This window comes from Streptomyces sp. NPDC030893 (genome assembly GCF_055571535.1).
This window is the reverse complement of sequence record NZ_JBVIFC010000010.1, coordinates 163,804-185,365: the sequence shown is the minus strand read 5'-3', so window position 1 is coordinate 185,365 and position 21,562 is coordinate 163,804. Positions and strand designations below refer to the sequence as shown.

General features: G+C 76.3%; 15 protein-coding genes. 4 read left to right on the top strand and 11 right to left on the bottom strand.

Going from position 1 to position 21,562, the window contains the following annotated elements:
• The first annotated feature begins 19 nt into the window (after window positions 1-19).
• Entirely contained in the window at window positions 20-142 is a 123-nt protein-coding gene (locus tag ACZ434_RS20350) for a hypothetical protein (RefSeq protein WP_468457710.1), read from the top strand.
• A complete protein-coding gene (locus ACZ434_RS20345; protein ID WP_468457708.1) occupies window positions 139-963 on the top strand; it encodes a class I SAM-dependent methyltransferase in 825 nt (274 codons plus the stop codon). Before ACZ434_RS20350 ends, ACZ434_RS20345 begins: the two co-directional genes overlap by 4 nt.
• 40 nt (window positions 964-1,003) lie before the next feature.
• On the opposite strand, the gene ACZ434_RS20340 is transcribed toward ACZ434_RS20345, so the two are convergent.
• From ACZ434_RS20340 to ACZ434_RS20315, 6 genes are all read right to left on the bottom strand, one after another.
• Window positions 1,004-2,077 carry a P1 family peptidase gene (locus ACZ434_RS20340; RefSeq protein ID WP_468457706.1) on the bottom strand — a complete coding sequence of 358 codons (1,074 nt, stop codon included), beginning with the start codon at window positions 2,075-2,077 and terminating at the stop codon, window positions 1,004-1,006.
• A gap of 36 nt (window positions 2,078-2,113) precedes the next feature.
• Window positions 2,114-3,010 (bottom strand): DMT family transporter, encoded by an 897-nt coding sequence (locus ACZ434_RS20335; RefSeq protein WP_468457704.1) that lies wholly within the window; start codon window positions 3,008-3,010, stop codon window positions 2,114-2,116.
• 122 nt (window positions 3,011-3,132) lie between these two features.
• Window positions 3,133-3,645, bottom strand: coding sequence for an NUDIX hydrolase (locus ACZ434_RS20330; RefSeq protein ID WP_468457702.1), 513 nt, complete (start codon window positions 3,643-3,645; stop codon window positions 3,133-3,135).
• 34 nt (window positions 3,646-3,679) lie between these two features.
• Window positions 3,680-3,895, bottom strand: a complete 216-nt coding sequence (locus ACZ434_RS20325) for a hypothetical protein (protein ID WP_468457700.1) — start codon at window positions 3,893-3,895, stop codon at window positions 3,680-3,682.
• A gap of 58 nt (window positions 3,896-3,953) precedes the next feature.
• Window positions 3,954-5,138 carry an FAD-dependent oxidoreductase gene (locus tag ACZ434_RS20320; protein WP_468457698.1) on the bottom strand — a complete coding sequence of 395 codons (1,185 nt, stop codon included), beginning with the start codon at window positions 5,136-5,138 and terminating at the stop codon, window positions 3,954-3,956.
• A gap of 120 nt (window positions 5,139-5,258) precedes the next feature.
• A complete protein-coding gene (locus tag ACZ434_RS20315) occupies window positions 5,259-5,708 on the bottom strand; it encodes a ribosomal maturation YjgA family protein (protein WP_468457696.1) in 450 nt (149 codons plus the stop codon).
• A 234-nt stretch (window positions 5,709-5,942) separates the two neighbouring features.
• Between ACZ434_RS20315 and ACZ434_RS20310 the strand changes: the two genes are divergently transcribed.
• Window positions 5,943-7,640, top strand: a complete 1,698-nt coding sequence (locus tag ACZ434_RS20310) for an ABC-F family ATP-binding cassette domain-containing protein (protein ID WP_468457694.1) — start codon at window positions 5,943-5,945, stop codon at window positions 7,638-7,640.
• A 117-nt stretch (window positions 7,641-7,757) separates the two neighbouring features.
• Window positions 7,758-8,624: an AraC family transcriptional regulator gene (locus ACZ434_RS20305; RefSeq protein WP_468457692.1), complete on the top strand. Its 867-nt coding sequence runs from the start codon at window positions 7,758-7,760 to the stop codon at window positions 8,622-8,624.
• 10 nt (window positions 8,625-8,634) lie between these two features.
• On the opposite strand, the gene ACZ434_RS20300 is transcribed toward ACZ434_RS20305, so the two are convergent.
• Genes ACZ434_RS20300 through ACZ434_RS20280 form a run of 5 tightly spaced genes read right to left on the bottom strand, consistent with a single transcriptional unit; the run spans window position 8,635 to window position 21,374 of the window.
• A complete protein-coding gene (locus ACZ434_RS20300; RefSeq protein WP_468457690.1) occupies window positions 8,635-10,410 on the bottom strand; it encodes a hypothetical protein in 1,776 nt (591 codons plus the stop codon).
• The gene (locus tag ACZ434_RS20295; protein WP_468457688.1) at window positions 10,407-14,264 is read right to left on the bottom strand and encodes a DUF5682 family protein; all 3,858 of its coding nucleotides are present in this window, start codon (window positions 14,262-14,264) and stop codon (window positions 10,407-10,409) included. Before ACZ434_RS20295 ends, ACZ434_RS20300 begins: the two co-directional genes overlap by 4 nt.
• Window positions 14,265-14,269: 5 nt before the next feature.
• Window positions 14,270-15,439, bottom strand: coding sequence for an ATP-binding protein (locus ACZ434_RS20290; RefSeq protein WP_468457686.1), 1,170 nt, complete (start codon window positions 15,437-15,439; stop codon window positions 14,270-14,272).
• 35 nt (window positions 15,440-15,474) lie between these two features.
• Window positions 15,475-20,523 carry a hypothetical protein gene (locus tag ACZ434_RS20285; protein ID WP_468457684.1) on the bottom strand — a complete coding sequence of 1,683 codons (5,049 nt, stop codon included), beginning with the start codon at window positions 20,521-20,523 and terminating at the stop codon, window positions 15,475-15,477.
• On the bottom strand, window positions 20,520-21,374 hold the full coding sequence (locus ACZ434_RS20280; protein WP_468457867.1) for a DUF4132 domain-containing protein: 855 nt from the start codon (window positions 21,372-21,374) through the stop codon (window positions 20,520-20,522). Before ACZ434_RS20280 ends, ACZ434_RS20285 begins: the two co-directional genes overlap by 4 nt.
• Window positions 21,375-21,562 lie beyond the last annotated feature (188 nt).

Genomic DNA, 21,562 nt, shown 5'->3' with positions numbered 1-21,562 from the left:
GCGGGAGGTGAGGCTGAGGATGGGCGAGACGACCGGCACGGGTGGCGTCGGGCCGTGGGCCGAACGCCGGGGCGGGGGACCGGATGTGCTGCTGATGGCCGGGCTCGGCGATGTCGCCGTCGGCGCCCGGGGTCCGTCGTGAGCGACGACTCCCGTTTCCCGGGCGGGGCGGCCCCGGCCGGCGGCGGCCGGTACGGGGAGGACCTGTTCGGGCCCGGACACCCTCACGAGGCCGAGCGCATCGACGCCGCCGCACTGGTGTACGACCCCTTCACCACGTACCGGCTGCGGGCGCTGGGGGCGGGGCCCGGGTGGCGCTGTCTCGAGGTGGGCGCCGGGACCGGCACGGTCGCACGGTGGCTGCTGGAGGAGGCGGGCGTCGCGGAGGTCGTCGCCCTGGACCGGGACACCGGCGCGCTGGCCGCCCACGGGGTGGCCGGACTGCGGGTGGTCACCGGGGACGTCACGGACGAGCGTCCGGTACCGGGCACGTTCGACCTGATCCACGCGCGGTTCGTCCTGATGCACCTGCCCGGCCGCCGGCGGGTCGTCTCGCGGCTGGCCGGCCTGCTGAACCCCGGCGGAGTGCTGGTGCTCGGCGACGCGGTGGAACTGCCCGACCCCCTGGCCGCCTCCTCCCCGTACCGGCGCACCATGGACGCCATGTGGCAGGCGCTGCGGACGGCGATCGGCACCGACATCCGCGGTGTGCCGGCCTATCCGCGTTTCCTGCGGGAGGAGGGCCTGCGGGACGTCGGCGCGGAGCTGTTCTGCCCGCCGCTGGTCCCCGGCGGCCCGCTGGCCCGTTTCTGGTCCGAGACCTGGAGCCGTATGCGGCCGGAGCTGGCGGCGACGGGTCTGGTCGACGCCGGCGTCGTCGAGGAGGCCCTGGCGTACCTGGACTCGCCTCTGTTCGCGGAGCTCGGGCCGGGGATGGCGATGGCCTGGGGGCGACGGGACTGACCGGTCGCGGCCGGTGTCCGCGGATCCGCTCCGCGCCCCGTCACCCCGGGCCGGGCCCGGGTGCGGCGAGGGCGTCGAGGAGCAGGTCGGCGGGGAGGGCGGGCACGGTCCTGCCGTGGATGCCTGTGGTGGTCGTCGCGGCGAGCAGGGAGTTGAGTACCGCCTCCTCCACGCTGTCGAGGACGGCTTCGAACAGCGGGCCGAGATCGGCGTCGGCCACGGGAGCGGCGGGGTCCGGCCGGGTGCCGAAGGCCACGGCGTAGTCGCCGCTGCCGTGGCTGTAGGCGGCTCCGGTGCGTGCCAGGGCGAACACCGCCCGCCGGGCGACGCGGGTGAGCTGCCGGGCGTCGAGCGGGGCGTCCGTGGCCACTACGATCATGCAGGAGCCGGTCTCCGCGACCGGTTCCGGATCGCCGGGCACGAGCCCGAGGGAACGCGGGGTGAGGGTGCGGCCGAGTACGCGCAGGGTGCCGCCGAAGTTCGCCTGCACCAGGGCGCCCACGGTGAAGCGCCGGTCCCCGAGGTCCGGTGTGCGTGAGGCGGTGCCGATGCCGGCCTTGAATCCCAGGGCGACGGTTCCGGTGCCCGCGCCGACGCAGCCCTCGGCCACCGGCCCGCCCGACGCTCCGTCGAGGGCGGCGCGGACGTGCTCCTCGTGGACGGGCCGTGAGCGGATGTCGGAGAGGAAGCCGTCGTTGCACTCCCCCACGACCGGATTGAGGCTCTGTGTCCCTTCGCAGCCGGGGCGCCGCAGCATCCAGCCGACGAGGGCGTCGGCGACGCGGAACGCCGAGAGGGTGGAGGTGAGCAGTACCGGGGTCTCCAGTGTGCCGAGTTCGGTGAGCTGGGTGGTGCCGACGAGTTTGCCGTAGCCGTTGCCGGTGAACACGCCCGCGGGCAGGGGTGTGCCGGGGCCCACCGCGTCCGGCACCACGGCGGTGACCCCGCTGTGCACCTCGGGGTCCCGGCGGACCGTGGTGTGGCCGACGCGCACGCCCGGTACGTCGGTGATCGCGTCGAGCGGGCCGGTGGGGGCGCGTCCGATGACGATGCCGAGGTCGCGGGCACGGGGCCGGGTGCCCGGCACGGGCGGGGAGAGCGGCGGCTGATCCATACGGCCGGACGTTACACAGGTGTGCCCGGGGGTCCGTCACGGGGCCTCGGCCGGGGCGGCCGTACGGTCGTCGCTGCTCAGCGCGCGGGCGAGCGGCAGCCTCGAGAGGGCCAGCACGCCGACGGCGATCAGCGCGGCGCCGAGCAGCTGGAGCGTGATCCACCAGCCCCCGCGCAGATACTCGGCGTAGACGGTGATCCCGAGGGCCAGGCTCACGCCCGCGTCGCCGAGTGTGATCGCCGGCTGGGAGGCGACGAGGGGTCCGGCCTGCATCGCGTTCGACAGGAGGAACAGCGCGGACACGCCGAACAGGGCGAAGCCGTAGGTCTGCCAGGTGGTGAGGAAGGCGGTGACGCCCCCGTCGTCGAGGGTGTGCATCGACGTCTTCATCAGCGCCGCCGTCGTCGCGTACGCGACCGCGGCGGACAGTCCGAAGCAGGCGGCGCGCGCCCGGCCCTCGGGCCTGCGGAGCGCGGCGAGCACGAGGCCGGCGATCGCGGCGGTGCACACGGCGAGGGCCGGGATCCAGTGGTCCATGGGGGCGTGCGTGCGGTTTCCCTCGGGTGACGCGGCGAACAGGGCCAGGGCGAGCCCCACCACCACGGCGCAGACCGCTGCCCAGCCGGCCGGGGGCAGGCGCCCCTGGAGCAGCGCCGTGGCGATGACCAGGGTCAGCGGCAGCTCCAGCACGAGGAGGGGCTGGACGACCGTGATCGGTCCGGTCGCGAGTGCCACGGCCTGGCAGACCGCCGAGGCGATGACGGCGGCCATGCCGCCGAGCCAGACGGGGCGCCGCAGCAGGTCGAGCATCAGCCCGGCCCGCAGGGAGTCGGAGCGTGGCACGCTCAGGGCGGCCTTGCGCTGGAGGACGGTCGCCAGGGCGTTGCACAGCGCCGCGCCCAGCGCGAACAGGACCGGCAGCAGGAAGTCCACCGTGGGGATCCTCCGGGACGACGAGACGGCCCCCCGCTCCCTGCCATGGTGACCCGCCCGACGGGCGGGCGCACACCCCGTCACCCATGTGGATCCTCCCGTCGCGCCGGGGTGAGGGGGCGTCAGGCGTGGTGCGGCCGCCCTCCGTGGCCCGCGACGCGGTATCGGTCGAACGCCTCGCGCGCGTCGGGGACGAACGCCCGGTGGCGGACGAGTTCCCCGAGTTCGGGTTCCGTCAGCCAGTCGTGCCAGGCGATCTCCGCGGGGTCGGGCGTGAGGGGGCCGGTGACGACGGTCTCGTGCAGGCCGAGCCAGTAGGGGCTGATCACGCCCGCGCATCGGAACTTGAACAGGAACCGTGGTCGGGTCCGGACGCCGAGTTCCTCCGTCAGCTCCCGCGCGGCGGCCTGTTCGTAGGTCTCGCCGGGCTCCACCGCGCCACCGAGCATCCAGTTGTACCCGCCCGGGAAGCGCGGGTCGTCGTCGGGACGCCGGTGCACGAGGGTCCGCCCGGCGGTGTCGCGGCACACGACCGTCGCGATGCGGTGCAGCCATCCGTGGCGTATCGCCTCGCCCCTGCCGACGACGGCCAGGACCTCGTCGTGCTCGTCGACCCGTTCCACTCGCTCGTCCATGGGCACACCATGCCGGACGGCACTGACAGTCGGGTCACCCGCTCCACGCGTCCGGGCCGCCGCCGCGCCACTCGACCAGCGCGGAGCGCCGCATCCAGTCGTCGTCGACGTCGTCCAGCCCGGCCAGGCGCAGGAACTCCACGACGTCCAGCAGTCCGTACGCCATCCCCAGGAACCGTGGCCCCGCGCGGACGCGCCGGCCGCCGTCTTCGCCCGGCGGGTAGATCACGATGGGCTGCTCGGTCGCCATGGGACCAGCGTGCAATGGGTGCCGTGGGCGCGCATGCGGGCGGCCGGTGGCCCCGCGGTCACCGGTGTGCGACGTGGACGCGCGGGGCGGCGGGCCGGTCGGGGAAGGAGCGGTCGCCGAAGAGGATCCGCCCGGCCGCTGCCCGGCCCACGGGGGTGCGCAGCAGGGTGAACGCGGCTGACGTCGCGGCCGGCGTCCGTACGTGGGACAGGCCCCTGCGCAGGGAGAGCCGTCCCCGGAAGGCGGCGCGCAGGCTCGCTCCGCCGTAGTGGGCGAGCGCGTCCGGCGTACCGGTGGTCAGCGCGTCGTGGAGGACGGAGGCGGCCAGTTCCGACAGGCGCAGGCACGGGTCCAGGCCGCCCGCGGTGAGCGGGGAGACCGCGCCCGCCGCGTCCCCGACGAGGAGTCCGTCGGGGCAGCTGATGCGGCGCAGCACACCACCGACGGGTATGGGGCCGCCGCGTCGCTCCACCGTTTCGGGGCGGTCGACGCCGGCCAGTCCGGGTGCCGAGGCGCTGAAGCGTTCCAGGGCCCGGCGCAGGCCTTCGGGGAAGCGGTGGGCGTAGCCGGCGGTGCCGACGTGGGCGTGCCGGCCGTCGTGGACCACCCAGGCGAGGTATCCGGGGGCGAGTGAGGGGTCCAGGACGCAGTGGAAGGTGGGCGGTTCGCCGTTCGGACGGACCTCGAAGACCTCTTCGGCGCCCACCAGCAGGTGGCGGTTGCGGTCGAGGCCGAGGTCACGGGCGACGGTCGATCGGGCACCGTCGGCGCCGACCACGAACCGCGCCCGGACGTCGGTGGGGCCGTCGCGGCCGATCAGGTGGCAGGTGCCGCCGTGCCGGCCGGCGTATCGCGTGCCCAGCGCCAGCCGCACACCGGCGTCGACCGCGGCGGCGGCCCCCGCCTCGTACAGCCGTGCCATGTCGCCCACCCGGTACTCGTCGCGGTCGCTGACCAGGCCGACGGGGCGGCGCATGCCGGGGGGATAGAGCAGGACGCGCCGGATGGCCGGCCCGAGGTGCTCCTCGGGCAGCGGGAAGTCGTCGAGTGTCTTGCGTACGAAGATCCCCGTGGTGCGGATCGCTCCGGCCAGGGTGGTCCGCCGGTCGGCGAGCAGCACGTCGTGGCCCCGGCGGGCGAGGGCGGTGGCGACGTGCAGGCCGGCCAGCCCGGCTCCGACCACCAGGACGTCCGCACGGGCCGTGCCGGTGGGGCGGTGGGGTGTGCGTGTTGCTGCGGGCATGGCTGTGCTCCTGTGGGTCCGTCTCGGATCGACGTGGGCGCGCGCCGTCGGCGCCTCGTGGCAGCGGTCGGCTCGGGCGCTCGCCAGTAACCGGCACCTCGATCGAACCGCGATAGGAAACTATCGAGATTCGATAGGTCCGGCAAGTGACGGGCTTCGCCGCAGCAGCTCATGCCCCTTCAGGGCGAGCCAGCCGGCTGCCGCGCCGACCGTGTACCAGAACAGGTCGGGTGCGTTGAAGGTGGAGCCGAGGACCAGACGGGCGAGGGCACTGTGCCGTGCGACGTCCGCGGGCAGACCGGTGAGTTGCAGGAACTCCACTCCCCAGCTGAGGGCCAGCGCCGCTCCGGCGGCTCGCAGCGGCGACGTCCGCGGTGCCGCCAGGACGACGAGGGCCAGCACCAGCAGGGTGTACAGGGCGTCCCCGCCGTACTTGGCCACGTCCCCCGTCGCCACGGCCCTCAGCCCGAGCCCCGCGCCGGTGACCACCAGGGCGGTCACGGCCGCCGTGAGGCGCTTGTGCGGCACGTGGTTCGCGGTGCGGTGGCGGGTGCGGGAGGGAAAGGTCATGGCCGCCATTGTGCTGGCCGCCCGGCGCCGCCCCGCCGGGCGGTCCGTAATCCGTGTGCGACGGGGACGCGGGCCCTGTTAGCCTGCCCGTATGGCACGAGGCATCTGGTCGCAGAAGGTCCGATCCGCCCGCTGACGGCGGCGCCCTTCCTGCTGAATCCGCGCACGCCGTTCCGGTTCCCGCCGGGCGGCCTTCCGTGCTGCCCGGCTCCACTGCGAGCTGCGGAGCATCCGTTGAACCCCGATTTCACCCCAGAAGCCGTGCCGCTGCCCGTCGAGGCGGGCGGCAGCGCGCATGTCCGTGCCGAGAACGTCACCGTGACCCGTGGGTCCCGGCGTGTCCTGAACGGCCTGTCGGTCACCGTCTCCGCCCGGTCGCGGATCGCCGTCGTGGGCGAGAACGGCCGGGGCAAGACGACCCTGCTGCACGTCCTCGCCGGACTGATCGCACCCGACGAGGGCGCGGTACGGCGAACGGGCACCGTCGGCCTGGCCCGCCAGGAACTGTCCGCACGTGACGGCGCGACCGTCGGCACCCTGACCTCCGCCGCACTGGCCGCCTCCCTCGCGGCGCTCGGCGCGCTGGACGAAGCGGCCCTCGCCCTGGCCGGCGGCGACCCCACCGCCGGCGAGCGCTACGCGGCCGCCCTCGAAGCCGCCACCCGCCTCGACGCCTGGGACGCCGAACGCCGGGTCGACGTCGCCCTCGACGCCCTCGGGGCCTGCGCCGACCGCGACCGGCCGCTGTCGACCCTCTCGGTCGGGCAGCGCTACCGCGTCCGGCTGGCCTGTCTGCTCGGCGCCCGGCACGACATCCTGCTGCTCGACGAGCCGACCAACCATCTCGACGCCGGCGGGCTGGAGTTCCTCACCCGCAGGCTGCGCGAGCACGACGGCGGCCTCGCCGTCGTCAGTCACGACCGGGCGCTGCTGCGCGACGTCGCGGACCGGTTCGTCGACCTCGACCCCTCCCGTGAGGGCAAGCCGCTCCTCTGTGCCGGCGGCTACGACGCCTGGCAGGACGCGCGACGCCGCGAACGTGAGCGCTGGGAGCAGGACTACGAGCAGCAGCAGGCCGAGCATCTGCGGCTGCGGGACGCGGTGGCGCAGGCCCGCGACCGGCTCTCCACCGGCTGGCGGCCGGACAAGGGGACGGGCAAGCACCAGCGCCAGTCCCGGGCACCCGGGGTCGTGCAGGCGCTGAACCGGCAGCGGGAGGCCCTGCGGGCGCACCGGATCGACCTGCCGGAACCGCCGCCGGCGCTGCGGTGGCCGGAGGCGGGGGTCCGGCCGGGCACGCCGCAGGTGCGGGCACACGGTGTGGCCGTGGACGGGCGGCTGGCCGGTCCGGTGGGTCTCACGCTCGACGGCGGCGACCGGCTGCTCGTCACCGGACCGAACGGCGCCGGGAAGTCCACGCTGCTGGCGGTGCTGGCCGGGTCGCTCCGGCCCACCGGCGGGCAGGTGCGGACGGCGGACGGGGCACGGGTCGTCCAGGTCGGCCAGGAGACCGCCGGTCATGACCCGCTGCTCACCGCCCGGGAGGTGTACGAGCGGCACGTGGGCCGGCTCACGGCCCGCGGCATGCTGCGGGCCACCGACACCGTGCCCCTCGCGGCCCTCGGGCTGCTCGGCTCCGAGGCGGCGGGTACGCCGGTGGGGCGGATGTCGCAGGGGCAGCGGCGGCGCCTCGACCTGGCCCTGGCGTTGTCCGGGCGGCCCACGCTGATCCTGCTCGACGAGCCGACCAACCATCTGTCGGCGCGGCTGGTCGACGAACTGACCGACGCGATCCGCGGCGCCAGTGCCGCCGTCGTCGTCGCGACACACGACCGGCAGCTGCTGCGGGACCTCGCGCACTGGCCGCTGCTGCGGCTGGAACCGAGGCGTGAACCGGTGCCGTCCGTGGCGCGTCCCCGGTTCTCCCGGTAGGCCCGGCCCGCCGGGGCGCCGGTCGCGGCGACCCGATCCGATCGGGCACAGGATGTCGGGTGCGGCCCTGTCCGGGCTGCCTAGCGTGGTGACCGCGAAAGAGGAAGGAGACCGGGCGTGCTGGAGCGGCTCAACCAGGCGATGGACCACATCGAGCGCCGTCTCGACCAGTCCGTCGACGTGGCCGAACTGGCGCGGGTGGCGGCGACTTCGGAGTACCACCTGCGCCGGATGTTCTCGGCCCTGGCGGGCATGCCGTTGTCGGAGTACATACGGCGCAGGCGGCTCACCGTCGCCGGTGCCGAGGTGCTCGCCGGGCCCGGGACGCTGCTGGAGATCGCGATGCGTTACGGCTACGGCTCGGGCGAGGCGTTCGCGCGGGCGTTCCGCGCCATGCACGGTGTGGGGCCCGGGGAGGCCCGGCGCACCGGCACCGCGCTCGTTTCCCAGCCCCGGCTGGCCTTCCGCCTCACCGTCGAAGGGAGCAACAGCATGCGCTACCGCGTAGTGGACAGGCCGGCCTTCACCGTCGTCGGCCCCAGGGCCAGGGTTCCCCTGGTGCATCTGGGGCCGAACCGGGCGATCATCGACTTCGTCCGCGGGATCGGGCGGCAGGCCCTGGAGGATCTGGAGAAGCTGTCGGACCAGGAGCCGCGGGGCGTCGTCGCGGTCTGCGACGACCTGGACCCGAGCCGCGCCGAAGGCACCGAACTCGACTACTACCACGGTGTGGTCACGTCGGCGCCCGCGCCCGAGGGCACGTCCGTCCTGCACGTCCCGGCGGGCACCTGGGCGGTGTTCACCACCTCGGGGCCCGCCCCGGAGGCCATCCAGCACCTGTGGGCGAACGTGTACACGCAGTGGTTCCCGTCGAACCCGTACCGGAGCCGGCCCGGTCCGGAGATCCTGCGCACCCGGATATCCCCGGACAACACCGAGGCCGACGCCGAACTCTGGCTGCCGGTGGAGCGGGAGGAGCGGTAGGTCCCGTCGGTCAGGGCCCGGACGGCAGGGCCGCTTCGCCGGAGGCGGCTCCCCACGCGTGGGCGCACAGGGCCTGTTCGACCGCCTCGGTGTAGACGGCGGCGGCGAGCCAGGACCGGGCGAAGCGGCCCGTGTCGGAGGGCAGCAGGCGGCCGAAGACGTCACGGGAGCGGTCCGCCGCGGCCGCGTGGAGGTCGTCGAGGAGGCCGGCCGCCGTGGCGAGGCCGAGGCCGCGCAGACGCGTGGCGTCGCCCGAGGTGTTCCCGGCGAGGGTGAGGACCCGGCGGCCTCCCGGCACCGCCTGGTGGACGCGGCGGCGCAGCAGGTGCAGCGGTGCCTCGTCCCCGGTGCCGGGGTCGGGGGCCGGTCGCGCGAGGGCGCCCGGGGGGAGGTCGGCGTGCTGGAGGCGGTCCAGGCCCACGTCCACCCGGGCCGTGGGATCGGTGGGGTGGTCGGTGGCGAGCAGCAGGGCGCGCGGATACGGTCCGGGCACCAGGCGTGCGACGATCCGCAGCCGGCTGCCCGCGGCGGCGGCGAGCAGGCGGAGGTTGTCGCGGTGCGGCAGGGCGGGATCGTCATGGGCGGCGGCCAGCCGCAGGGGCACTCCGCCGCAGTCCGCCAGCAGACAGTCGCCCGTCGTCCCGCGCACCGTGCCGGTGAGGGTCACCTCGAGGAACAGCAGGTCCTGTCCGCCGTTCAGTGCGCGGGTCACCTGGTCGGCGGCGGGGTCCGCCCACAGCCGGTCCAGCGGTGCGTCGCGCCAGTCCGCGCCGGACGCGCGGACGGCCCGTACGCCGGCGCCCGCGCCGAGGCGGCCCGCCGGGGAGACGGTGGCGCCGGACACGGCCAGCCCGGCACGCGACAGTTCGCGGTGGGTCAGGGTGGTGTCGCCGATGCGTACGGCCCGGTCGGCGGCGCCGGTCGCCCGGGCCGGTCCGCCGGGCGCCACGTCGGACACCGTGTACAGGCGTCCGTCGGCGTCGGCGGTCCAGGTGACCGCGCCCGCGTAGCCCGTGGCCGTGAGGACGGGTTCGGAGAACAGCCCGTACAGGCGCAGGGAGCCGTCGGGGCGGTACGGCTGCCGGGCCGTGCCGCGCAGTCCGGCCAGTTCGGGGCCGGTGGCGTGCGGGAGCCGGTGGGCGACGCCGAGGACACCGGTGAGCGCGCCGGCGAGGTCGGTGAGCCGGTATCCGGGGTCGGCGGCGCGGGCGGCCCGGACCGCCGTCACCACGGAGACCGCCGCGGCGGAGGCCCGCGGCAGGCCGGCGAGCCGGGCGGTGTGCGCTGCGTGCAGCAGTTCCGCCTGGAGCACGGCGCCCGCGCCGTCGGTGCCGGCTTCCAGGACGGCGGCGGCGGCGTCGAACACCGCTCCGGCGGCGGCGCGCTGACCGGCGGTGGCGGTCTCGGGGGCCGTCTTCCCCTCCGGCGGGCCCGGCTCCGTCTCCTCTTTCTCCTCCTGTGTGTCGCCGTCCCCGGCGGGGTCCGGGCCGGGGGTGTCGTCGGTGACGGGTGCCGCCGAGGCGGCCGCCGCGCGGTGCAGGCAGTCGGGGGCCAGCAGGCATCCGCAGCGGATCGCGTCCGCGCCGGTCACCGCTCCGCCCGGGGCGTGCAGGGTGACATCGCTCTCGTCGTCCACGGCGATCCGCACGGTGTCGCCGTCCCGGGTCGCCGGGCGCGCCAGGAGCTTGGTGACGCCCGCGTCCAGCCGTTTGCGGAGCCGGGGTGAGAGCGCCGCGACGAGTTCGGCGGTGACGGACGGGGCGACCGGGGGCAGGTCCGGGCTCATGCGATCTTCTCCCCTACCCAGCGGGCGAGTTCGAGCGGACTGAGGGCGGCGACGGGCATGCCCGCGGCGACGAGCCGGCCGGCGACGCCCGTGGAGTAGCGGGGACGGCCGGTGTCGTCGAGGCTCGCGCAGCCCAGGACGTGACAGCCGGCCGACACCAGTGCCCGGACCTCGGCGAGCAGACCGCCGAGCGGATACCCCTCCTCGAAGTCGCTGACGACCACGACGAGGGTGCGGGACGGCACGGTGACGAGTTCACGCGCGTGCCGCAGTCCGGCGGCGATGTGGGTGCCGCCGCCGACGCTGACCTCCAGCAGCAGCGACAGCGGGTCGTCCACGTGCCCGGTGAGGTCGACGACCTCCGTGGAGAAGGCCAGGAAGTGGGTGGAGAGGGTCGGCACCCCCGCCAGTACCGAGGCGGTCAGCGCGGCCCACACCGTGGACGCCTCCATGGACCCCGACACGTCCGTGACCAGGATCAGCCGCCAGTCGGCGGCCCGGCGCGCCCGGGTACGGAACACCGGGCGCTCGGGGATCACCCGCACCGTGCCGTCCGGGCCGCGGCGCGCGGTCGCCAGGTTGGCCCGCAGGGTGCGGGGCAGGTCCAGGCCGCCGCCGGGCCGTCTGCTGGGACGGGGCAGGGCGGTGCCGTGCAGAGCGGGGCGCAGACGGGTGGCGAGCTGCCGGGTGAGCGCGTCGACCAGCTTCCGTACGAGCGGGCGCAGTGCGGCCAGCCGGGCCTCGGGCAGGCCTCCCGCGTGCCGCAGCACGGTGCGCAGCAGGTCCACGGAGGGACGCACCGCGTCCGCGTCCAGTTCGGTGAGGACGTCGGTGCGGCCGGACGCGGCGGCCGCGGCCAGGACCTCCTCGCGGATGCCCGGGCCGAACAGCGCGGCCAGCTCCTGCGACCACTCCCGCACGCCGGGATACGGCGCCCGGCGGCCCCCGCCGCGTCCCGGGCCGGTGAGGCTCCCCCGGCTGCCCTCGCCGCGTCCGCTGCCGTACAGCTCGTCCAGCGCGGTCGCGAGCGGGGCGGCGGACGGGGGCAGCGCGTCGGTGCGGCGGCCGAGGAGGAGACGCCAGCGGTCGGCCGGGGCGAGGAAGGCGCCCTCACCCCGGACCGTGCCCGGCTGGAAACCGTCGCCGGCGGCGGTGGCCTCCGGAGCGGGCCGCGCCGCGGGTTCCGGATCTCCGGATCGGGCGGGGGCGTGCGGTCCGGGGCGCACCGCGACGGTGGGTTCGTGGCCCGTCTCGGCCTCCTCTCCGGGGCGCGGCACGGCACCCGGCCCGCGTCCCGCCGTCACGTCCGGGCGGGGCCCCGGCTCCGCGCCCCGTCCGGGCGGTGGCGCGGCGTCAGGTCCGGGCTCCGGCGCCGGATGTGCCGTGGGAGCCGGCGCGCACGGCTCCTCGCCGGCCTCGTGGGCGGCGGTCCCGGGGCCGGGCGGCGTGCCGTTCGACGGGGTGGCCGTGGTCGGGCCGGCTCCGGCCGGGCGCGGCAGGAGGTCCAGTGTCCGAAGCCGCTCGCGGGCCGCGAAGTCGGCCTCGGTCCAGGCGGCGAGGGCGGCCGGGTCGACGCTCCCGGTGTCGGTGAGGTGCGCCGTGCCGAGGCGGGCGTCGACGGAGGCGAAGAGCCGGTCGCGGGCCGCGGGGCTCAGGGTGTCGAAGCCCGCGCGCAGTGCGGGGAGCCGGTCGAGGAACGCCCGGTCGGGCAGCTCGGTCACCCGGGTGAGCAGGGGTTCCAGGGCGGGCTCCGCCGTCTCCAGCAGCGGGCCGGCGGCGGTCAGCAGTCCGCCGAGCCGGGCGGTGAGCGCCGCGCGGGAGCCGGGGTCGGTGGCCCCGTCGACCCAGGAGGCCACGCGGTCGCCGAAGGTGCGCGCGTCCTCGTGGCCGAGCAGGACGCGTACGGCCCCGGCGGCACCGCGCATCAGCGGGGAACCGCCCGCGGACAGGCGCTCCAGTGCGTCGGTGAGCCGGATCCCGCCCAGCAGGTCGGCGCGGTGGGACAGTTCGAGCAGGGCGTGGGCGTCGGACAGGTCCTCGGAGCCGGTCAGGCCGTCCACCTGACGGACCGCCGCCGCCGTGAGCAGGTCGGCGACGGCGGCCGCCCGGGCCTCGCGGCCGGTGTCGGACGCCAGTCCGGGGACATGGCCGGCCCGCAGCCGGTCCAGCAGGGCGAGACCGGCGAGGAGTTCGGCGAGGGTGCCGGTCCCGGGCAGGACGTCGGCGATGTCGCCGAGACGTTCGTCCGCGAGCCCGGTCAGGCCGCACTCCGCCGCTTGCCCGAGCCCTTCGAGGGCCTGCGCGGCGGTCGGCCCGCCCTCGTCGCGTTCCCGGCGCCGCCGTTCGCGCAGCACGCCCTCCGCGGCCTGCGCGGCGGTGACCCCGCGCACACCGGCCGCGGTCAGCATCGCCGCCGTGGCGGGTGTCCAGCGGACCTCCCAGCGGGAGGTGAGGGCCTCGGCGCCGCCCGCGCCCACGACCTCCCTGGCCTCCCCGTAGGGCACCCCGCACACGGTCAGCCGGCGCAGCAGCAGTTCACGGCGCCGGTCCAGGTCGGAGCGGAGCGGGTCCAGCCGCAGGTCCCGGGCGGTACCCCGGGTCTCGGGGCCGGGCAGGCCCAGGCGGGCCGCCTCGGCCTCGACGGCGGGGGCGAGGCCGCTGCGCGGCGCCTGCGGGGCGGGCCGTCCACCGCGGGTGCCGACGAGGACGCGTTCCATCGCCCGCGCCACGGCCCGTCCCCTGCCGTAGGGCTCGCCCTGCGCGAGCACCGTCTGGACGGCTTCGACGAGTTCGCCGCGGCCGGCCGCGGGCAGGCCGCGCAGCCGGGCGAGGTCCGCGGCGAGGCGGCTGATCTCCTGTGCGTCGGCGGGCCCGGAGGGGTGGCCGAGTCCGCGCAGTGCGGCGCAGACGCGTACGGCGGCCCGGATCAGGGCCTCTTCCAGCGCCGCCGGGTCCCCCGCCGCGCGCAGGACCATGTCCTGCCATTCGGGGTCCCGGATGCCCGCCGGATAGCCGGACCGCTCGTCGAGGAGCGCGTAGGTGTACGGGATCAGCGACGTGGTCCAGCCGGGCCGCCCCGTGTCCGGTACCGGGTCCGGTGCCGGGTCCGCTGCCGGGTCCTCCCGCGCGTCCAGCCGGAGGAGCGCCGGGGCGTGGAAGGCGCCCACCACCACGGCGGCCCGCTCTCCGTGTGCGGTGGCCTCGGCCAGCCGGGCCCGCATCCAGCGCTCGCGCCGCAGGTCCAGCTCCGGTACGCCGCCCGAGGCGGCCGCGTCCTCGCGCAGGGCCCACCCGGTGAGCAGGGCGGCCCGGCGCAGGGCCTCGGGCGGGGAGCCGGGGGCGGTCGCCTCGACGAGCCGGTCCCAGAGGTCGTCCCCGGGTCGGCCCGTCAGGCGGGCCCGTACTGCGGTGGCGAGCCCGGGGCCGGCGGCCCCCGCCGCCGGGGCCCGCCGGCCTTCGGACCAGGCACGGTCGGCGAGCGGCAGGTCGCAGGCGACCACCGGTACCCGGTGCCGTACGGCCCAGCGCACGGCGGCCAGTTCGGGCGAGAAGTCCGCGAACGGGTAGAACGCCGGCCCGTCGCTCCCGTCGGCGGGAGCGGCGGCGAGCGCGACCGGGGCCCGTGTCTCCTCGTGTCCCAGCCAGGGCAGCCACTGCTGCATCTCGGCGGGCAGTTCGACGAGCAGCACCTCCGGCCGGGCCCCGTCCAGCAGCGCGGGCAGGGCGGCGGCCAGGGAGGGCGCGTGATGCCGTACGCCTACGAGGTAGGGCGCGGACCGGTCGGTGAGGGCGGCGAGCGCCTCGTCGGGCGGGACGGGTGTGCCCCGGGGGGCGGCCCGGTGGGAGAGGGACACGGCGGTCAGCCCTCCAGGACCGTACGCAGGTCCCACAGGGTGCGCCAGGTGGCGGAGCCCTGTTCGGCGCGGCGCCGGACGGGGCCGTCCCAGTAGCCGCGCAGCCGTGCGGCGTCGGCGGGGTCGTCCTTGCGGACCACGCCGAGCAGGTGGCCGGGCAGCAGTCCGAGGACATCGCGGTCGCCGGGGAAGTACGCCGCGGCGAGGGCGAGCGCGCCGGCGACGGACACGGCCTCCGCGGTGCTCATCACCGTGGAGGGCCGCTCGACCTCCCAGCCCTCCGCCGACCGTCCCTCGCGCAGGTCCCGGAACGCGGTGACCAGGGCCTCCAGTACGGCGTCGTCGACCTGGAAGGGCGCGCCGGCCCGTTCCACGGACGCCCGGGCCCGGCCGCGCACCAGCTCGGTCTCCGCGTCGAGGTCCCCGATGGGGCCCACCGTCTCGAAGTTGAAGCGGCGCTTGAGGGCCGCGGACATCTCCGAGACGCCCTTGTCGCGGAGGTTGGCGGTGGCGATGAGGTTGAAGCCGGGCGCCGCGTGCGCCAGGGAGTCCTCGCTGCCCGCCAGTTCGGGGACGGCGATGCGCCGTTCGGAGAGCAGCGACACCAGCGCGTCCTGCACTTCGGGCAGGCAGCGGGTGACCTCCTCCACGCGGGCGACGGCGCCCCGCGACATGGCGGTCAGTACCGGCGAGGGCACGAGCGCCTGCCGGGTGGGGCCCTGCGCCAGCAGCAGCGCGTAGTTCCAGCCGTACTTGAGCTGGTCCTCGGTGGTGCCGGCGGTGCCCTGGACGACGAGGCCGCTGGTGCCGCACACGGCGGCGGAGAGCAGCTCCGACAGCATCGACTTGGCGGTGCCGGGCTCGCCGACGAGCAGCAGTCCGCGCTCGCCGGCGAGGGTCACCACGCACCGTTCGACCAGGGCCCGGTCGCCGACGAACTTGTCCTCGACGACCAGGCGGCGGGGCACCCCCTCGGGGGCCTCGGCGTCGTCGGGGAGCTTCAGGGCCTCACCGGCGCTGCCCATCACGAAGGTGACGACGGCGCGGGGGGTGAGCCGCCAGGCGGGCGGGCGCGGTCCGTCGTCGTGGGCGGCGAGGAAGGCCAGTTCGGTCGCGTACCGCTCCTCGGGCGGGACGATCTGGCGGGCCGGGGAGGGGGACGTGGTGGTGGTCATCGGTGCGTGTTCTTCCGGGTGCGGGTGGACGGTGGTCATCGGCGGCGGCCCTTGCGGGTGGCGCGGGTGGTGAGTTCTTCGTAGGCCGGGGCGTCACCGGCGCGGACACGCTGCCACGCGCGGGTGAACAACTCGGGCACCGGCAGCAGCGGCACCGCGGCCGAGTCGCCGCGCACCGGGTAGAGGCCCCGCTTCCAGATCTCCACCGGCAGCGCGGGCGACTTCAGGTCCAGCCAGCCGCAGGGCAGGAAGAGAGTGCGGCCGGCGCGGGAGCGCTTCGCCTCGACGACCAGGCCGCCGGCCGCCGCCAGTTCGGCGCGCGCCTTCTTCGTGCGGGCGGGCTTCCAGCCGGTGCGGCGGGCGCAGTTGCGATCCGTCGGGTCGGGGAGGGCGAGCAGCTGGAGGTAGAGCGCCGCCGCGTCCTCGCCCAGACCGTGGGCACCGGCGACCTCGGCGACCAGCTCGGGCACGGTGGCGGACGGGTCGTGGGCGTACCCGGTGGGGCCCTGCGGATCGGTTCCCGCCGCGACGGCGCGGGCGAGTCCGTCGTCCAGGATCGTCCGCAGGGCGCGCATTCCGTCGCCGCGTCCGGGTCCGACGAGCCCCTCGACCAGCCCGAACACGGGGTCGTCCGCGCGGGTGAGGGCGGCGGTGCGGACCAGGACGGCTTCCTGGTCGCGGTACCAGGGGCGCAGTACGAGGGCCTCGCCGACGGGGGTGAGGCCGTCCGCGCCGGCGCCGCCGGCGGCGGGCAGCCCGTACGCCTTGCGCAGCTCGGCGGCGGTCGAGGAGCCCTTCTCGGTCCAGTCCAGGTCGAGGTCGAGCAGCAGCCCGGGGTCCGCGAGGCGGCGGCGCAGCGCTGCCAGGCCCTCGGGCAGCGCCGCGCGCAGGGGGTGCCCGTACGGCAGCGAGTAGGCCAGTCCGGCCAGGGAGGACACGGCGTGTGTCAGGTCGTACCGTCCGGGCAGTGCCCGGGGGTCCTCCGGTACGAGGCTGCCGTCCTTGTCGGGCCGCTGCACCGTGGTGCGGGAGAGCCAGGGGGTGCGGCCCGGGTTGAGCACCTGCTCGGCGCATCCGGCGGGCACGGAAGGCAGCACGAGATCGCCGACGAGGTCCTCGGGCAGCCGGACCACCCCGCCCAGGCGCTCGGCCCAGACCCGGCCCGCCGCGTCCGTGTCCGGTCCGGCGGTCCACAGGTCGCCGGGGTCCGCCGGGAGCAGGGCGCCGACCAGCGCCGCCCGGTCGCCGGGCTCCAGCGCGCCGAGCAGGCCGTCCCCCAGCTGTTTCCGGCGTGGCTTCAGGGCGGTCGCGGCGATCACCTCGTCGGTGAGCTGTACCGGCTTCCCCGCGAGCAGCAGGGCCGCCTGGACCGGGCCCAGGCCACCCCGGGTGGCGTCGGCGAGGGCGGCGGGCGCGTCCGGCTGCCAGGGCGCGGGGCCCTCGTCCCGGATCAGCCCGGTCACCGCCGTCAGCGCGTCGGCGGGGAACACGGGTGGGCGCGGGGTCTCCCGCTCCAGGACGAGGTGGGCGACGGCGCCGAACGCGCCGGTGGGATCGTGGTCCAGGGCGAGCCATTTGACGCGGTTGTCCTGGTGGTCGACGCTGTGGCAGCCGAGGACGACGACGGTGCGGCCCTGCCGGCGCAGCACCTGCCCGGCACGGTCCTGCTTGCCGCGCGGCTCGCTCAGCACGATCTCGCGCAGCGCGGCCCCGGGTGCGGCCAGCGGGCCCTCCGCGATCGCCTCGAAGAGCAGGAGCAGGGCCCGGCGGTGCGCCTCCGTCAGGGTGGGTGAGGCGGCGCGGTAGGCGAGGGGGCGCAGTGCGCCCAGCAGGGACGGCCACGCCGGTCCCTCGGCGGGGACGGTGCGCTCGTCGCTGTGCCAGCCGTCGGCGGGGCCGGTGAGGCGGGCGTTGCCGGGCAGGGCCCTGCCGTCGGCGGGCTTCCCGGACAGGACGTGGTTGACGGCGCGGATCTGCCGCAGCACGTTCCACCTCGGTCCGCTGCTCCACCAGCCGTGCTGCTGGGCGAGGCCGTCGACCGCCTCGCGCAGTGTCCGGTCGTCGCCGTCCTCGGGGCGGTAGTCGGCGAACATTCCGGCGACCCACTGGGAGGGGGTCTCGGGCCGTTCCACCGGAGGCGCGACGAACGCGGCGACGGACTCGGCGAGGCGCAGCACCGCGTGCACGAGGGCGGTGACGCCGGTGAGCACGCGGGGCTCGGTGAGGGCGGGCAGACAGCGGGAGACGACCTTGTGCAGGACGTCCTGGGCGCTGGGGGCGGCGGGCTTGCCGGTGGTGGTCCCCTGGCCGTTCCCGGCCCCGGCCTGCGCGTTCGCCCGCTGGGCCGCCGCGAGCCGATCCTGCCGCTCCGCCAGCGCCGTGGCCCCGGCGCGCAGCAGTTCCCCGGCCTGCTCGTCGCTCAGCGCCCGCAGGATCGCCGAGGCGCTCTCGTCGCGCGGGCGCAGGGCGTGCCAGAAGTCGGCCGGCGGAACGAGCGGGGTGCCGGCGGCGAACTCGCCGCCGCGCTGCAGCGGCGTCAGCCGGCCCAGCTCCCGCACACCGGTGTCGCCGTCCGTGGTGTACAGGGTGAGGTGGCGGTACTGGGCGACGACGACGGGCTCGACGCCGCCGGGCAGGCGCAGCGCGCCGAGCGGAACGCCCGGTATCCGGTCGTCCGCCGCCGGCAGGGTGACGGTCCTGCCGTCCGGCGTGCCGACGGTGGTGCGGGCCTCGTCGCCCTCCCCCTCGGTGCGCACCCAGCGGCCGAGGACCGTGCCGTCGGTGCCGAACGGGCTCTGCTCCAGTCCGGGCTGGAGGGGCAGCACCGTGCAGTGCCGCTGGAGGAGGGTGGCGCCGTCGCGGATGCCGGAGCGCAGGAACGCGGGCAGCGAGGCACGGCCGTGGGTGCCGGTGACCGGGTCGTACTCGAGCCACAGCTGCCGCACGCCCTGCCGTCCCTGGCGCCAGTAGGCGGTGCCGTCCCCGATGACGGGGCGGGCGGGCGGCAGGACCGTGTCGCCGGCGTGCAGGGTGCGCCCGCCGGTGGCGCGGCCGCCGTCCGGGAGCGGGATCGAGGTCTCGCCGGCGTCGCCGCTGCCGTACCACTGCGGGAGCTTCTCCCCGCCGAGCGGGAACACCTCGGCCGGGCGGTTCGACCAGTAGCCGTGGCTCTTGGCGCCCTGGCGCCACATCACCAGCAGTTCGCCGTCGGTCCAGCGGAACGACGGCCGCTGCCAGCGGCCCAGGTCGGCCGGGAGCCGCAGGTCGTGTTCGAGGAGGATGTCCTGGGGCCCGACCACGATCGCCTTGTGCCCGCGGGAGAGGATCAGGGCCGGCCAGGCCTCCTGCACGGCGATGTCGTCGTGGCCATCGCGCCGGGTCCCGTTCTCCAGCCGGCGCACCGCCTCCTCCAGGGCGGGCCAGCCCAGTTCGTCGGGGATGCCGGCGCGCAGGGTGTTGCCGAGCAGGGGCGCGATGTCGAGTGCGGCGGCGCGGGCGACGGCCTGGGGGCTGATCCGTGCGGCGACCGCACGGAAGGGGCGCAGCCGTTCGAGCGCGGCCCGGGCGTCCGCCGGGCCGGCCGCGCCGTCCAGCTCGGCGGCGGCGTCGTCCAGCCACTCCCGGAGCACGTCGCCGAGCACGGGGTGGCCGGCGACCTTCTCCAGCACCCCCGTGCCTTCGCGGTGGCGGTGCAGGTTGCCGACGGCGTCGTAGAGCATGCGCCGTCCGTGCGGATCGGCCGCCACGGCCGTCAGGTCGCGCCGGCCGGCCGGGGTGTCCCGCGTCCACCGGCCGAGGCCGAGGTGGACCTCCGTGCCGGCGCCGGGCCGGGTCAGCGGAACGTCCTCGGCCACGCACAGGTCCAGCAGGTCGAGGTCGGCGCCCGCGTGCCAGCGGCCGGTGAAGAGGTCCACGCCGCGGCCGAGTGCGCGCAGGCGCGGGGCCATGCGTGCCACGAGCGCGAGGGTGGCCGGTGAGCGGTCGCTGAGCGTGCCGCCGTGCTTGCGGTGCAGGGCCCAGCGGCTGAGCCAGTCCGCCGCGTCGATTCCGTCGGCGGCCTCGGTGCCGCCGGTCAGGAGCCGGTCGGCGCCGGTCTCCGCGAGCAGCGCCAGCCAGAACTCGTCGTCCTCCGTGGAGCGGCCGAGCCCGGCCGGCATGATCTCCAGCAGCCGGGCCCGTACGGCGGGCTGCCGCTCGGCGAGGACGACGAGCGTCGGCCGGTAGGTGTTCCAGAAGGATGCGGGGGCGCGGACGGCCGCGGGCGACGCGAGCAGGTCCGCGACGAGGGCGCACTCCTCGGTGACCCGGTCCAGCCCGGCCGCCTTGATCAGGGTGCGGGCGTCCTGGGGCAGCGAGGCGTACGGCGGCATGCCGGCGGCGCAGCGCTCCACGGTCAGCTGCCGGAACTGCGCCCAGGCCTCGGCGGGGGTGAGCCGTGCCGCGAGGGCCTTCACGTGTTCCTTGAGCGCCTTGACCGTCAGCGCGCCGGCGAAGGCGAACTCCAGGAAGACGGCGCGCTGCCGCTCCTCGTCCACGGTCAGCGCGTGCACCCGCTCCGCGTCGCGGGCCTTGCCGAAGAAGGCCGCCGCGTAGGTGGTGTTCTCGTGCTGGAGGAAGACGCGGGCGGCCTGCTCGTAGAAGGTGGGGAGGAAGTGCGGCACGGCCCGGCCGAGCCGCTCGCCGAGCGCCTCGAAGCCCTCCTTGGCGGTGCCGGGGCGGGACTTGGCCTGCCGGGCGAGCCGCTCGATGTCGCGGACGAGCGCGAGCGCGTGGTGTCCGTTCGCCGGGTCGTTGACGAGCGCCCAGGCGGGGAAGCCGAGGGTTTCCCGGCGGACCTGTCCCACCTCGCGGGTCTCGGGCTCCCGGGCCAGGCCCAGGAAGTCCAGGGCGAGGTCCTCGGCCTCGCCGAGGGTGCCGGGCACCAGTCGTACGACCTTCCGCCCGTCCAGCGCGGTGTGGGTGTAGGTGCGGGCGGTGAGGACGTCGGCGTCCTCACGGTCCGTGGCACCCGAGGGCAGGATGGCCCCGGCGTCGAGCAGCGCGGCCGTAGCGGGCCCGGTTGTGTCGTACTGGTGGGCCGTCACGCCGCACGCTCCTCGTCCTCGATGTCGCGTCCGGCGTACAGCGCGGCCGCCATGCGCATGCCCTCCGACCAGGCCACCGGCCCGACCTGACCGAGCTTCAGTGTCCGGCCGGCGGTGTCGGTGAAGACCAGGGGGCCGGTCTCCGTCTCGGAGTAGCCGTCGTAGTCGCCGATCCAGACGCGTGCCTCGACGCCGCGGCCGTCCTCCAGCACGGAGCACACGGCGTGGCCTCCGCGTACGCGGTAGCCCAGCTGGGCGGCGCGGCCGTGCAGGAACCTCAGCTCCTTGAAGACGCCGCCGGCGTGGTCCTCGACGGAGGAGGCGTCGGCGTCGAGGGTCGCGGGCCGGTGCCACACTTCGCGGAAGAGCTGCTGGGCGCGCTGCTCGATGCCGATCTCGACGGCGAACTCGCGCAGGTCCTCGAGGTCGTCGAGCAGCACCGGGTGCGGGAGGCGGACCAGGCCGGGGGTGAGCCGGACGGTGTCGCCGTCGAGGTCGACGAGGCCGAGACCGCGCTCGGGGTCGGCGTCCCGCAGGAACCCGGCCACCTCGCCGTCGGTCCCCGTGACGACCGTGTCGCGCAGGGCGGCCTGCCAGGCCGGGTCCGGCCACACCCGCGCCAGCACCGCGAACGGCACCGGCAGGGAGCGAACCATCCACCGCTCGACGTCGGCGAGGCACTGCCCTTCGTGCCGCTCCAGCCATTCGACGAGCTGCCGCAGCCCCACCACCGCCGGGTCGTCGGCGATCTTCGACGGTACGGACTTCAGCCGCCGCCCGGCCGCGTTGCGGCACACCACCGTGCCGTCGTCGAGGGCGACTTCATAGCCGCCGGCCGACACCCACCCCATGTGTGCCTCCCGCATCACAATGATCAAGTGACGGGAACCTTAGAGCAGGGCTCTGACAACGGGTCCCGGCCCTGGTGGACGCGCACGTCGGGGGAACGGTTCTGCGGCGGACGGGCAGGGCCATCAGGGTGGTCGCGGGCCGTGTCGGGAGGCCGTCCCCGGGCGCCCTGGCCATCCTGGGGACAGCG